A 13,651-nucleotide genomic window follows, 5' to 3' on the forward strand; every position below is an offset into this window, starting at 1 on the left:
GACTAGGAGCCCTTCTGGGTCGAGTCGGAGCCGCCGTCGGCGGATCCGGGGTGGGAGGGGGAGGAATCGGGGCCGGCGAGCCGCTGGAGCTCGTCGATCAGGCGTCGTCGGAGCGCCGGGTCGGCCACGCGGAGGTAGCTGTCCACGACATCGTCGCCGCGGGGTGACCAGGAGAGCACGAGCAGCCCGCCCTCCTCGACGACGCGGTCGATGGCGTAGGAGCCCTCGCCGGCGCCGCGCAGGAGCGCCGCGGGGATCACGGTCTCGCGCTCGCCGACCGGGGCGATCACGACGCCGCGCTCGTGCAGCCGGAGCGTCGCCCGGCCGCGGAAGCCGAGGCCCGGCAGCACCACGCGCTCGAGCGGCTGCTCGAAGCGGGTGGTCGCGACGTAGGGCAGCTCGACGGCCTCGCGCTCGGCGCCGAGCGACGCGGCGGGCACGGCCTCGGGCGCGAGGGCGGCCGAGCGGCGCCGGCGCGCGCGCCAGGACAGCGCCATCCCGAGGAAGACGAGCGCGACGACCGCGGCGATGACGAGCGCGATGGCGGTCCTATCCACGGGCGACCCTCGCTGCCGCGGCGACGGTGGCCGCGTCGACGAGCTCGCCGTCGAGAACCGTGGGGACGCCCCGGTGCAGCGTCGCGACGACGCGGCCCGGCAGCTCGCGACCGAGGTAGGGCGAGTTGGTGCTGCGCCCGCGCAGGTCCTCGGTGGAGAAGCGGCGGCGCACCTCGGTGTCGTAGAGCACGACGTTGGCGGCGGCGCCCACGGCGAGGCCGTGCTGGTAGCCGTCCAGCCGGCCGATCCGCGCGGGGGCGGAGGAGAGCACGCGGGCGACGTCGGCCCAGCTCAGCCGGCCGTCCTCGACCACCGCGGCGTGCACGACGCTCAGGGCGCTCTCGAGGCCGACCATGCCGAACGCGGCGGCGTCCCACTCGCAGTCCTTCGCCTCGACCGGGTGCGGGGCGTGGTCGGTGGCCACGATGTCGATCGTGCCGTCGGCGAGGGCCTCGCGGAGGGCGAGCACGTCCTCGTCGCGGCGCAGCGGCGGGTTGACCTTGAAGCGGGCGTCGTAGCCGGCCGCGCCGTCCACCCCGGCGATCAGCTGCTCGGAGAGGAGCAGGTGGTGCGGGGTGACCTCGGCCGTCACATCGATGCCGCGGGCCTTGGCCCAGCGGATCACGTCGACGGAGCCGGCGGTGGAGACGTGGCAGACGTGCAGGCGCGAGCCGACGTGCTCGGCCAGCAGCACGTCACGGGCGATGATCGCCTCCTCCGCCACGGCCGGCCAGCCCTGCAGCCCGAGGGCGCTGGAGACGGCACCCTCGTTCATCTGCGCGCCGACGGTGAGCCGCGGCTCCTGCGCGTGCTGGGCGACGACGCCGTCGAAGGCCTTCACGTACTCGAGCGCGCGGCGCATCAGCAGGGCGTCCGAGACGCACTTGCCGTCGTCCGAGAACACGCGCACCGCCGCCCGGCTGCGGGCCATCGCGCCGAGCTCGGCGAGCGACTCCCCCGCGAGGCCCACGGTGACGGCGCCGATCGGGCGGACGGTCGCGTAGCCGGCGTCCTCGCCGAGGCTCTGCACCTGCTCGACGACGCCGGCCGTGTCCTGCACCGGCGAGGTGTTGGCCATCGCGAAGACCGCGGTGAAGCCGCCCGCGGCCGCGGCGCGCGTGCCGGTCAGCACGGTCTCGCTCTGCTCGAAGCCGGGCTCGCGGAGGTGGGTGTGCAGGTCGACGAGGCCCGGCAGCGCCAGGAGCCCGTCGGCGTCGATCACGCGAGCGCCGCTCGAGTCGACATCGGTGCCGATCTCGACGATCGTCCCGCCGTCGATCAGGACGTCGGCCGTCGACTCGTCGGCGAGCGTCGCGCCCGAGAGGAGGATCCTCGTACCGGTCATCACAGGACCTCCCTTTCACCGGACAGCAGCAGGTACAGCGCCGCCATCCGCACGGACACCCCGTTCGCGACCTGCTCGAGCACCGTGGAGCGGCTCGAATCGGCGGCGGCCGAGGAGATCTCGACGCCCCTGTTCATGGGTCCGGGGTGCATCACGATGGTATCCGGGCCGAGGCGGGCGAGCCGCTCGTCGTCCAGGCCCCAGATGCGCGCGTACTCGCGGCCGTTGGGGAAGAAGCCGCTCGACATCCGCTCGAGCTGGATGCGCAGCAGCATCACCACGTCGGGCAGCCCGGAGTCGATCGCGTCGTCGAGGTCGAAGCGGATCGTGGCCGGCCAGTCGAGCGTGTCGACGGGGACGAGCGTGGGCGGGGCGACGAGGGTGACCTCCGCCCCGAGCGCGGTCAGCAGCCAGACGTTGGAGCGGGCGACCCGCGAGTGCAGGATGTCGCCGACGATCGTGACCGCGACGCCGTCGAGGCTCTTGCCGCGGGAGGCGGACGCGCCGTGCAGCCGGCGGCGGATGGTGAAGGCGTCGAGCAGCGCCTGGGTCGGATGCTCGTGCGTGCCGTCGCCGGCGTTGAGGATGGCGGCGTCGATCCAGCCGCTCGCCGCGAGCACCGCCGGGGCGCCGGAGGCGTGGTGGCGGATCACGACGCCGTCGGCGCCCATCGCCGCGAGGGTCTGCGCGGTGTCCTTGAGGCTTTCGCCCTTCGAGACGCTGGAGCCCTTGGCGCTGAAGTTGATGACGTCGGCCGAGAGCCGCTTCGCCGCCGCCTCGAACGAGATCCGGGTGCGGGTGGAGTCCTCGAAGAAGAGGTTGACCACGGTCTTCCCGCGCAGGGTCGGCAGCTTCTTGACCTCGCGGTTCTGCACGTCCGACATGTCCTCGGCGATGTCGAGGAGGCCGATCGCGGTGGCGCGGTCGAGGTCGCGGGTGGAGAGCAGGTGCCTCATCGGGTGCCCCCGTCCGGGGCGGACTCGATCGCGACGGTCTCGATCGCGACCAGGTCCTCGCCGTCGGTCTCGACCAGGCGGACGTTGATCCGCTCGCTGAGGCTGCTGGGCAGGTTCTTGCCGACGAAGTCCGCGCGGATCGGCAGCTCGCGGTGGCCGCGGTCGACCAGGGCGGCGAGCCGGACGGCGCGCGGGCGGCCGATGTCGCTGAGCGCGTCGAGGGCCGCGCGGATGGTGCGGCCGGAGAAGAGCACGTCGTCGACGAGGACGACCGTGCGGCCGTCGATTCTCGCCGGGACGGCGGTGCGCGCGGGCGTCCGCGTCGGGTGGTGGGCGAGGTCGTCGCGGTACATCGTCACGTCGAGCGAGCCGGAGAACACCGGGGCGGCCCCGGGCTCGATCCTGGCGATCGTGTCGGCGATCCGCCGCGCGAGCGCGACTCCGCGGGTCGGGATCCCGAGGATCACCAGCGACTCCGCGCCGCGATTCGACTCGAGGATCTCGTGAGCGATGCGCGTCAGAGCGCGCGTGATGTCAGCGCTGCTGAGCACGATTCGTGCCGTCACACCGACCTCCTTCCCCGTCTCTCTGGACGGCCTTAAAGGAAATGCCTCCCCGAGTATAGGGGTCCGCCTGCTCCCGCCCGGCCGCAGCAGCATGCTGGTCGAGGAGCCGTCCGCAGGACGGCGTCTCGAGAGCCACCACCGTCGGCACGGCGGTCTGCACCGCACCCGTCCGGTGATGGTGGACCTCGATACGCTCGCTCCGCGGGCTACTCGATCATCATGCGGGCGCGCACGGCCCGCATGCTCCCGATCGAGCAGCGCCGCAGGCGCCCCTCGACCGCGGCGTCACGCCGTGGCGCGCGACTCGGCGACGGAGGCGAGCAGGCCGTTGATGAAGCCGGCCGAGTCGTCGGTCGACAGCAGGGTCGCCGCCTCGACGGCCTCGGAGATCGCGACGCCGTCCGGGACCGCGTCGTTGTGCAGGATCTCCCAGACGCCGATCCGGAGGATCGCGCGGTCGACCAGCGGCATGCGCGACAGCGTCCAGCCCTTGGCGAGCTGCGCGATCAGCGCGTCGATCTCGTCGGCGTTGTCGATGACCCCGTCGACGATCTCGCGGGCGTACAGCCAGGAGGCCTCGCGCGCCGGCTCGTTCGCGGCCCGCTCGGCCTCCGAGCGCAGCGACTCCGAGAAGGAGATCTGCCGGACGTCGGCGTTGTAGATGATGTCGAGGGCGCGCTTGCGCGCCTTCGTCCGAGCACTCACGGGAGCCCCGGCTCAGCTGACGCGGCCGAGGTAGTCGCCCGTGCGGGTGTCGACCTTGACCTTGGTGCCCTGCTCGAGGAAGAGCGGGACCTGGATCTGGTAGCCGGTCTCGACGGTCGCGGGCTTGGTGCCGCCGGTCGAGCGGTCGCCCTGCAGGCCCGGCTCGGTGTAGGTGATCTCGAGCACGACGGAGGCGGGGAGCTCGACGTAGAGCGGGTCGCCGTCGTGCAGCGCGAGGGTCAGGTTCTGGTTCTCGAGCATGAAGTTCGCCGCGTCGCCGACGACGGCCTCGGGGACCGTGATCTGGTCGTAGTCCGAGGTGTCCATGAAGACGAAGTCCGCGCCGTCGCGGTAGAGGTACTGGAAGTCGCGACGGTCGACGTTGGCCGTGTCGATCTTGGCGCCGGCGTTGAAGGTCTTGTCGACGACCTTGCCCGTCAGCACGTTCTTCATCTTGGTGCGCACGAACGCGCCGCCCTTGCCCGGCTTCACGTGCTGGAAGTCGATGACGTTCCAGAGCTGACCGTCGATGCTGAGGACGGTGCCGTTCTTGATGTCGGTGGTAGAGGCCATGCGAAGGGGGATCCGTTTCGTGGAAGTCTGCTGATCGGCCGATCCGGCCAACCCATCGAGTGTAGTCGGTCCGGCCCGCAGGCGGCCGGGCGGCCTCCCCCGGCCGGACGATGCGGTCCACGGGCGCCCGGAGCAGACTGGAGGGACGCCCACGACCGAGGAGGTCGCATGATCCTCAGCACCGCTCACTCCGGGAGCGTCTCCGCGGCGCTCCGCTCGGACTTCTTCGCACCGACTCTCCCGGGCCAGAACATCGTCCCGCCCTGGTACTCCGCCGTCTTCGTGATCGTCCCGGTCGTCATCGTCGCCGTCTTCGTCCTGATCATCGCGCTGATCGTCCGCAACGCGCGCCGGGCGAAGCAGCTCGGCGTCGACCCCACGACGATGCAGACCGACATGGCCGCCCGCTACCTCCGGCACGGCGTCGGGCCGGCGGAGTCCTCGCTCACCGACCGGCTGGCCGAGCTCGACCGCCTGCGCGCCGCCGGCACGATCAGCGCCGAGGAGCACGCCCGCGCCCGCGAGGCCGCGCTCACCGGCGACCGCGGGGCGGACGACCGGCGGGGCTGACCCCGCGCGGCGCTGCTACGCGCCGATCTCCTGGTACGCCGCGAACAGCAGCGACGTCTCCGGTCCCTGCAGGATGCTCGGGCGCGCGAGATCGTCGAGCACCACGAAGCGGAGCATCCCCGCGCGCGACTTCTTGTCGCGCTGCATCGCGGCGAGCAGCGTCTCCCAGCGGCCGAGCGGGTAGCTCGTCGGCAGCGTCAGCGACTCGAGGACGCTGCGCTGGCGATCGACGACCGCGTCGCTGAGCGAGCCGGTGAGCCGTGACAGCTCGGCGGCGAACATCATGCCGACCGAGACCGCCGCGCCGTGGCGCCACTGGTAGCGCTCGGCGTGCTCGACCGCGTGGCCGAGGGTGTGCCCGTAGTTCAGGATCTCGCGGAGGCCCTTCTCGGTGAAGTCCTCGCTCACGACGCGCGCCTTGATGCCGATCGACAGCTCGACCAGGCTGCGGAACTCCTCGGACGTCGGGTCGGTCGCCAGGTCCACGTCCGACTCGATGATGTCCAGGATCCGCGGCTCGGCGATCATGCCGTACTTCACGATCTCGCCGAAGCCGGCCAGGATCTCGTTGCGCGGCAGGCTCGTCAGCACGTCGAGGTCGGCGACGACGGCGCGGGGCGCGTGGAAGGCGCCGACCAGGTTCTTGCCCTCGGCCGTGTTGATGCCGGTCTTGCCGCCCACGGCCGCGTCGACCATGCCCAGCAACGTGGTCGGGACCTGCACGAGATCCACCCCGCGGAGCCAGGTCGCGGCGACGAAGCCGGCCAGGTCGGTGATCGCGCCGCCGCCGAAGCCGACGACCGCGTCCGTCCGGGTGAAGTCGGACTGGCCCATGACCTGCCAGCAGAAGGCCGCGACCTCGACGCGCTTCGCCGCCTCGGCGTCCGGCACCTCGGCGAGCAGCACCTCGTAGCGGTCGAGGAGGCTCTCGCGGATCTCCGCGGCCAGCACCGCGAGCGTCGGCGGGTGCACGATCAGCACCTTGGCCGCTCGCGGGCCGATCGCGTCGGCGAGGCCGTCGAGGAGGCCGCGGCCGACCGTGATGTCGTAGCCGTTCTCTCCCGTGACGGTGAGGGCGGTGGCGCCGTCGTTCATGCTCTTCTTCCGGTCGGGCGGCCGGTGGGGGCCGCCGGTTCTGTGGTGCTGGTGGCTTCGGTGGTTCTGGTGGAGTCGGTCGTGCTGGTGCTGGTCGGTTCAGTGGCGGCGGGTGCGGGACCGGGGTCGCCGGCGGCCGCCTCGCGCTCGCGCACCCAGGCGGTCACCTCCGCGGCGAGGGTCGTGATCGGCCGGCGCGAGGAGTCGACGACGGTGTCGGCGAGGGACTCGTAGACCGCCCGCCGCGATTCGAAGATCCGCGTCCAGTCCGCGACACCGCCGCGCACCAGGGGGCGGCCGGAGCCGAGCCGGTCGCGCACGGCCTCGGCGGTCGTGGTCAGCAGGACGACGGGGACGCCGGCCAGATCCGCGCGGGTGCCCTCGTCCAGCACCGCTCCCCCGCCCAGGCTCAGCACGACGCCGCGGCGGACGGCCTGCTCGACGACCCGGCGCTCCTCCACGCGGAAGGACGCCTCGCCGTGCAGGTCGAAGTACGCGGCGATCGGACCGTGCCTGCGCACGAACTCGGCGTCGGAGTCGATGAACTCGGCCGCGAGGGCCTTCGCGACCCGCTTGCCGATGGTCGTCTTGCCGGCCCCCATCGGGCCGATCAGGACGACACGGGCTCGGGCCGCGCCGGTATCGTGACCCGCCATCAGCGGGCCCGGCCCGGTAGGTGCTCGGGCATCAGACGAGACCGAGCGCCGGATCGCTGGCGGCGAGCGTGCGCAGCTCCTCCGGGATCGCGTCGAGGTAGCCCTGCAGGTTGCGGCGGGTCTCCGTGACGCTGTCGCCGCCGAACTTCTCCAGCACGGCGTTCGCGAGCACCAGGGCGACCATCGCCTCCGCGACGACGCCCGAGGCGGGCACCGCGCAGACGTCGGAGCGCTGGTGGTGCGCGCCGGCCGCCTCACCGGTCGCGACGTCGACCGTGCGCAGCGCGTGCGGGACGGTGGCGATCGGCTTCATGCCGGCGCGGACGCGCAGGACCGTGCCCGTGCTCATGCCGCCCTCGGTGCCGCCGGCGCGATCGCTCGAGCGGCCGATGCCGCCTTCGGCGACGAAGAGCTCGTCGTGCGCCTCGGAGCCGCGGCGGGTGGTGGTGAGGAAGCCGTCGCCGACCTCGACGCCCTTGATCGCCTGGATGCCCATCAGCGCGGCGGCCAGCTGCGCGTCGAGCCGGCGGTCCCAGTGCACGTAGGAGCCGAGCCCCGGCGGCAGGTCGTAGGCGAGCACCTCGACGACGCCGCCGAGGGTGTCGCCGTCGTCGTGCGCACGGTCGACCTCGGCCACCATCAGGGCGCTGGTCGCGGCGTCGTGGCAGCGCAGCGGATCGGCGTCCAGCGCGTCGACGTCGGCGGGGGTCGGCAGGGCCGAGCCGTCCGGCACGCGGACCGGGCCGATCGCGAGGGTGTGGCTGACGAGGGTGATGCCGAGCTCGCCGAGGAAGCGGCGGGCGACGGCGCCGAGCGCGACGCGGGCGGCCGTCTCGCGGGCCGAGGCGCGCTCGAGGACGTTGCGCGACTCCTCGAAGCCGTACTTCTGCATGCCGACCAGGTCGGCGTGACCCGGGCGCGGGCGGGTGAGCGCGGCGCCGCGGCCCTTGGGCAGCGTCTCGGGGTCGCGCGGCTCGGCCGCCATCACGTCGACCCAGCGCGACCACTCGGTGTTGCCGATGCGCAGCGCGATCGGGCCGCCCGTGGTGGCGCCGTGGCGGATGCCGGACGAGACGTTCAGCTCGTCCTGCTCGAACTTCATCCGGGCGCCGCGACCGTAGCCGAGCTTGCGCCGGGCGAGGTCGGCGCGGACGTCGTCGAGGGAGACGGGGACACCCGCCGGCAGTCCTTCGAGGACGGCGACGAGTTCGGGACCGTGGGATTCCCCGGCCGTGAGCCAACGGAGCATCCTCCGATTCTCGCACACGCCTCCCACCGGACTCGCGCCTCGCAGGCTCAGAGGGCGGAGTCCGCCGGGAGAGTCGCGCGCATCGCCGCGAGCACGGCGTCCTCCTCCGCCAGCGGCACGGCCGGGTCGCCGCCGACGAAGACCCGCACCTGCAGCAGCGCCTGGTGCAGCAGCATGCCGAGGCCCGAGACCACCGGCGAGCCGGCCGCGCCCCAGCGCACCGCGAGCGGGCTGGGCCAGGGCGAATAGGCGACGTCGAAGAGGGTCGAGCCCGCCACGACGGCGTCGGGCACGACCAGCTCGGCGGAGGCGCCGCCCGGCAGTGTCGAGACGAGCAGCGGTGCGGCGTCCGTGCCGTCCCACTCCGAGAACGGGCGGACGTCGAGGGCGACGCCGACGGCGGCCGCGATCGCGGCGAGCGGAGCGGCCTTCTCCGGCGAGCGGAGCGTCACCGTCACCCGCGCGGCCCCGAGCTCGGCCGCTGCGGCGAGGGCGGAGGCGGCGGTCGCCCCTCCCCCGAGGATCTCGACGCGCTCGGCCGAGAGCACCCCCGCCTCGCCGAGCGCTCGGACGATCCCGGCCACGTCGGTGTTGAAGCCGCGCAGCCTCGGCACGTCGGCGGAGCGGTCGAGCAGCACCGTGTTGACGGCGCCGGTCGCCCGGGCGACCAGGTCCTCCTCGGCGAGCAGCGGCCGCACCGCGTGCTTGAGCGGCATCGTCAGCGACAGGCCGTGCCAGAGCGCGACCGGATCGGCGACGACCGCGTTGAGCGTCGCCTCCGTCGCCTCGACCGCGGTGTAGCTCCAGTCGAGCCCGAGCACCCGGTAGGCCGCCGCGTGCAGCTCGGGTGAGCGCGAGTGCGCGATCGGCGAGCCGAGCACCGCCAGCCGGCGCCCGCCCGGCGCCGACTCCGCGGTCACTGGTACTCCGGGTGGTCCCGCATCCACGCCTGCCACTGCGCCACCGCGGCGTTGTGCTCGGCGTCGGTCGTCGAGTAGACCGTCTCGCCGGTCTCGAGGTTCACCGTCACGAAGTAGAGCCAGGTGCCGTCCGCGGGCTGCAGCACGGCCTGGATGGCGACGTCGCCCGGGTTCGAGATCGGCGCGGGCGGCAGACCGTCGCGCTGGTAGGTGTTGTAGACGTTGTTCGCGTCGTTGCGCTCGGCGTCGGTCGTGGTCACCCGGTCGGTGGCTCCGGTGCCGTAGGCGACGGTCGCGTCCGACTGCAGGCGCCAGCCCTGGTCGAGGCGGTTCTGGAACACGCGCGCGACCTTCGGGAAGTCCTCGGCGACGCGCGCCTCACGCTGCACGAGCGAGGCGAAGACGACGGTGCGATAGCGGTTCTCGACCGGCACGCCCGCCGCGTCGAGCGACTGGTACATCCGGTTCACGAGCGTCTGCAGGATGTCGTGCGCCGAGGTGCCCGGGTCGATGTCGTACGTCGCCGGGAAGAGGAAGCCCTCCAGGCTGGTCGCCTCGGCGGGGAGTCCGTAGGAGCCCCAGTCCGCGGCGGCGGCCTCGAGATCGGCGAGCGCGACGCCCGAGCCGTCCGCGATCAGCGGCAGCGCACCCGTGAGCGAGGTGCCCTCGGGGATGACGAAGGTGTTCGCCAGCCGGGTCGACTCGGAGTCGAGCAGCGCGGACAGCGCCGCCTTCGCGCTCATCTCGGCTTTGAGCGAGTAGGCGCCCGGCTGGAAGACGGGCTCGGGGTTCTCCGCGAGCAGCAGCTCGTAGAACGGCGTGTACGACTTGATGACGCCGTCCGCGACCAGGTTCTCCGCGATGGTGCTGCCGCCGTCGCCCTGGTGGATGGTGAAGACGACCTCGCTCGTGCCGGTGCCGGTGAAGTCGGTCGGCTCCGGCTCCGCGAAGAGCGCGCGGACCGGCTCGACGAAGATCGTCACGGCGATCGCGACGAGGGCCACGAAGACGCCGAAGGCGAGGAGCCCGCCGATCAGTCCGCGATGACTGCGGCGGGGCGTGCTGGCGCGCTTCTTGCGGCGTCGGCGCGTCGAGGCGGCGGCGTCGGGATGCGCGGCGGCGACGGACTCGCCGCGGTCGCGCGGGGCGCCGACCTCGGGGCCGGCGAACAGGTGGTCGAGAGGGTCGTGCTCCGCCTCAGAGGCGGGGCGCTGCTCCGGGCTGTGCGGGAGCTGACTCTGCTGATCGGCCTCGGCTGCGCGGGCGGCGCGGCGGCTCGGGGGGACGTCGGTCACGGGTGGGTCGTCCTTCGTTCGGTTCGAGCGCAGACCCGGCGGGGGAACCGGACGAGCGCTCGGAATCGATGGCGTGCTGCAGGATCACCACGGCGGCGACCTGGTCGATCACGGCGCGGGAGCCGCGGGTGCTGCGTCCCGAGCGGTGCAGAGCGCTCTGGGCGCTCACCGTCGAGAGCCGCTCGTCCACGAGCCGCACCGGGGCGGTCGGGACGGCGGAGGCGAGGCGCGCCGCGAAGGCGCGGGCGTCGTCCGTCGAGGCCGTCTCGGCCCCCGACAGCGACAGCGGGAGGCCGACGACGATCGCCGTCGCACCGAACTCGGCGGCGAGGGCCGCGATCCGGGCGACGTCGGCGCCGTCCGGCGCCTCCGCGACGCGCGCGACCGTCTCCACCGGCACGGCGAGGAGGCCGTCGGCGTCGCAGCGCGCGACACCGATGCGGGAGCGGCCCACATCGATGCCGAGCCGGACGCCGAACCTCTCCATCTAGCGGGTCGCCTCCTCGACGACGGCGTCCAGCGCGGCGCCGATGGCGGACACGTCCGAGCCGCCGCCCTGGGCGAGGTCGTCCTTGCCGCCTCCGCCGCCGCCGAGGATCCCGGCGGCCCGACGGGCGAGCACGCCCGCCTTCCGGCCGAGCTCGCGGGCGGCGGGGGTGGTCGCGACGATGACGGCGGGCTTGCCGGCGACGTCGGCCGCGAGGGCGACGACGGCCGCCTCCTGGCCGAGGCGCTCGCGCACCGAGATCACGAGCGAGCGCAGCTCGTCGCCGGAGCCGGCCGTGCCGACGTTCTCGGCGACGATCGTGACGCCGTTGATCGAGCGCTTCGTGGCGGCGATGGCGGGGACGCGCTCGGCCAGGGCGCGGGCCTCGAAGCCGGCGATCCGCTTCTCGGCGGCCTTGAGGCTCGCGACCAGCTCGGCGATGCGGTCCGGCAGCTGCTCGCGCGGCGTCTTGAGCGAGGACGAGATGGTGCTGACCAGCGCGCGCTCGGCGACGAGCTCGCTCAGCGCCTCGCGGCCGACGAGCGACTCGACGCGGCGGTTGGTCGAGCCGACCGACGACTCGCTGATCAGGCTGATCAACCCGATCTCGGCCGAGGTGCCGACGTGGGTGCCGGCGCACAGCTCGCGCGACCAGGGGCCGCCGATGTCGACGACGCGGACGACCTCGCCGTACTTCTCGCCGAAGAGCGCCATGGCGCCGAGCGCCTTGGCCTCGTCGAGCGGGAGCTCGCGGGTGACGACCTCGAGGTTGTCGCGGATCGCGCCGTTGGCGATGTCCTCGATCTCGCTGCGGGTCTCGAGCGAGAGCGCCTGGTTCCAGGAGAAGTCGAGGCGCAGGTAGCCGGCCTTGTTGAACGAGCCGGACTGGTGCGCCTGCGGGCCGAGCACCTGGCGCAGCGCCGCGTGGATGAGGTGGGTGCCGGAGTGCGCCTGGCGGGCGCCGCGGCGCCAGTCGCGGTCGACGACGGAGGTGGCGGCGTCGCCGACCCCGACCTCGCCGCTCGCGACCTGGACCTTGTGGCTGATCAGGCCCTTGACGGGCTTCTGCACGTCGAGGACCTCGAGGTCGAAGCCGTTGCCGACGATGCGGCCGGCGTCGGCCTCCTGGCCGCCCGACTCCGCGTAGAGCGAGGTGGCCTCGAGGATCACCTCGGCGATGTCGCCGGCGACCGCCTTCTGCACCGCGTGCCCGCCGACGATGAGGCCGAAGATCCGGGACTCCGTGTCGAGCACGTCGTAGCCGGTGAAGAGCGTCTCGCCCTTGGCGCGGAAGTCGGCGTAGACGGAGAGGTCGGCGAGGGCGTTCTTCTTCGACTTCGCGTCGGCCTTCGCGCGCGTGCGCTGCGCCGTCATCAGGGAGTCGAACGCCTCGCGGTCGACGCTGAGCCCGGACTCCTCGGCGATCTCGAGGGTGAGGTCGATCGGGAAGCCGAAGGTGTCGTGCAGGAGGAAGGCGGTGTCGCCGGGCAGCGTCGCCGCCTCCGCCTTCTTGGTCTTCAGCACGGCGAGGTCGAGGATCTCGGTGCCGGCCGCGAGGGTTCGCAGGAACGCCTCCTCCTCGCCGTAGGCGCTGGTGGAGAGGCGCTCGAACTCGGTGGAGACCTCGGGGTAGGCCGACGCCATCGCGTCGCGCGAGGCGGTGAACAGCTCGGGGAAGGTCGCGGTGTCGACGCCGAGGAGGCGCATCGCGCGCACCGTGCGGCGCATGAGGCGGCGCAGGATGTAGCCGCGGCCCTCGTTCGACGGCGTCACGCCGTCGGAGAGCAGCATCAGCGACGAGCGCACGTGGTCGGCGATGACGCGCATCCGCACGTCGTCCTCGTGCACGGCGCCGTAGCGGCGGCCCGACAGCTCGGCGGCGCGGTCGAGGACCGGGCGCACCTGGTCGATCTCGTACATGTTCTCGACGCCCTGCTTGAGGAACGCGACGCGCTCGAGGCCCATGCCGGTGTCGATGTTCCTGCTCGGCAGCTCGCCGAGGATGTCGAAGTCGACCTTGCTGGTGCCCTGCCCGCGCAGGTACTGCATGAAGACGAGGTTCCAGATCTCGACGTAGCGGTCGTCGTCGGTGGCGGGGCCGCCGTCGATGCCGTAGGCGGGACCGCGGTCGAAGAAGATCTCGGAGCAGGGGCCGGCGGGGCCGGGCTGGCCGGTGGACCAGTAGTTGGTGTCCTTGTCGAGGCGCTGGATCCGCTCGTCGGGCAGGCCGGCGATCCTCTTCCAGAGCGCGATGGCCTCGTCGTCGTCCTTGTAGACGGTGACCCAGAGGTCCTTCTCGTCGAAGCCGAGGTTCCCGTCGCTCTCACTGCCGGTGAGGAGCTCCCAGGCGTAGCCGATCGCCCCCTCCTTGAAGTAGTCGCCGAAGGAGAAGTTGCCGTTCATCTGGAAGAACGTGCCGTGGCGGGGGGTCTTGCCGACCTCTTCGATGTCGTTCGTGCGGATGCACTTCTGCACGCTGGTCGCGCGGCTGTACGGCGCGGGCACGACCCCGGTGAGGAAGGGGACGAACGGCACCATGCCGGCGACGGTGAAGAGGAGGCTCGGGTCGTCGCTGACGAGCGAGGCGGAGGGGACCACGGTGTGCCCGCGGCTTCCGAAGAAGTCGAGCCAGCGGTTGCGGATGTCTGCGGTCTGCATGGGTTCCGTTACGTTTCGG

General features: G+C 72.9%; 13 protein-coding genes and 1 pseudogene. 1 reads left to right on the plus strand and 13 read right to left on the minus strand.

The annotated features are described in order from the left end of the window. Window positions 1–2: 2 nt before the first annotated feature. From HRK28_RS17875 to efp, 6 genes are all read right to left on the minus strand, one after another. Complete coding sequence (locus HRK28_RS17875; protein ID WP_173252576.1) at window positions 3–557, minus strand: hypothetical protein; 555 nt, start codon at window positions 555–557, stop codon at window positions 3–5. Then, window positions 550–1,902 (minus strand): dihydroorotase, encoded by a 1,353-nt coding sequence (locus HRK28_RS17880; protein ID WP_160089848.1) that lies wholly within the window; start codon window positions 1,900–1,902, stop codon window positions 550–552. Before HRK28_RS17880 ends, HRK28_RS17875 begins: the two co-directional genes overlap by 8 nt. Beyond that, entirely contained in the window at window positions 1,902–2,858 is a 957-nt protein-coding gene (locus HRK28_RS17885) for an aspartate carbamoyltransferase catalytic subunit (RefSeq protein WP_160089850.1), read from the minus strand. The genes HRK28_RS17880 and HRK28_RS17885 overlap by 1 nt, the downstream gene beginning before the upstream one ends. Then, the gene (pyrR, locus tag HRK28_RS17890) at window positions 2,855–3,424 is read right to left on the minus strand and encodes a bifunctional pyr operon transcriptional regulator/uracil phosphoribosyltransferase PyrR (protein ID WP_367948467.1); all 570 of its coding nucleotides are present in this window, start codon (window positions 3,422–3,424) and stop codon (window positions 2,855–2,857) included. The genes HRK28_RS17885 and pyrR overlap by 4 nt, the downstream gene beginning before the upstream one ends. Before the next feature lie 285 nt (window positions 3,425–3,709). Further along, window positions 3,710–4,129: a transcription antitermination factor NusB gene (gene nusB / locus HRK28_RS17895; RefSeq protein ID WP_160089854.1), complete on the minus strand. Its 420-nt coding sequence runs from the start codon at window positions 4,127–4,129 to the stop codon at window positions 3,710–3,712. A gap of 12 nt (window positions 4,130–4,141) precedes the next feature. Continuing rightward, complete coding sequence (efp, locus tag HRK28_RS17900; protein ID WP_123446216.1) at window positions 4,142–4,702, minus strand: elongation factor P; 561 nt, start codon at window positions 4,700–4,702, stop codon at window positions 4,142–4,144. A 168-nt stretch (window positions 4,703–4,870) separates the two neighbouring features. On the opposite strand from efp, the gene HRK28_RS17905 reads away from it, so the two are divergent. Continuing rightward, the gene (locus HRK28_RS17905; RefSeq protein WP_173252578.1) at window positions 4,871–5,272 is read left to right on the plus strand and encodes a hypothetical protein; all 402 of its coding nucleotides are present in this window, start codon (window positions 4,871–4,873) and stop codon (window positions 5,270–5,272) included. 15 nt (window positions 5,273–5,287) lie between these two features. Here the strand turns inward: HRK28_RS17905 and aroB are convergent, their stop codons facing one another. The 7 genes and pseudogenes from aroB to alaS form a co-directional block, all read right to left on the minus strand. Then, window positions 5,288–6,367 carry a 3-dehydroquinate synthase gene (gene aroB, locus HRK28_RS17910; protein WP_173252579.1) on the minus strand — a complete coding sequence of 360 codons (1,080 nt, stop codon included), beginning with the start codon at window positions 6,365–6,367 and terminating at the stop codon, window positions 5,288–5,290. Further along, the gene (locus HRK28_RS17915; RefSeq protein WP_173252580.1) at window positions 6,364–7,023 is read right to left on the minus strand and encodes a shikimate kinase; all 660 of its coding nucleotides are present in this window, start codon (window positions 7,021–7,023) and stop codon (window positions 6,364–6,366) included. The genes aroB and HRK28_RS17915 overlap by 4 nt, the downstream gene beginning before the upstream one ends. 31 nt (window positions 7,024–7,054) lie before the next feature. Then, window positions 7,055–8,272, minus strand: a complete 1,218-nt coding sequence (gene aroC, locus HRK28_RS17920; protein WP_173252581.1) for a chorismate synthase — start codon at window positions 8,270–8,272, stop codon at window positions 7,055–7,057. 47 nt (window positions 8,273–8,319) lie between these two features. Beyond that, window positions 8,320–9,192, minus strand: a complete 873-nt coding sequence (locus tag HRK28_RS17925) for a shikimate dehydrogenase (RefSeq protein WP_173252582.1) — start codon at window positions 9,190–9,192, stop codon at window positions 8,320–8,322. Next, window positions 9,189–10,487, minus strand: coding sequence for an endolytic transglycosylase MltG (mltG, locus tag HRK28_RS20305; RefSeq protein WP_173252583.1), 1,299 nt, complete (start codon window positions 10,485–10,487; stop codon window positions 9,189–9,191). The genes HRK28_RS17925 and mltG overlap by 4 nt, the downstream gene beginning before the upstream one ends. Before the next feature lie 25 nt (window positions 10,488–10,512). Further along, window positions 10,513–10,974 (minus strand): annotated as a pseudogene (gene ruvX / locus HRK28_RS17935) (Holliday junction resolvase RuvX); the annotation flags it as partial. Beyond that, window positions 10,975–13,632: an alanine--tRNA ligase gene (alaS, locus tag HRK28_RS17940; protein ID WP_173252584.1), complete on the minus strand. Its 2,658-nt coding sequence runs from the start codon at window positions 13,630–13,632 to the stop codon at window positions 10,975–10,977. Window positions 13,633–13,651: the final 19 nt, after the last annotated feature.

The organism is Rathayibacter sp. VKM Ac-2835 (assembly GCF_013266705.1).
Taxonomy (GTDB): Bacteria; Actinomycetota; Actinomycetes; order Actinomycetales; family Microbacteriaceae; genus Rathayibacter.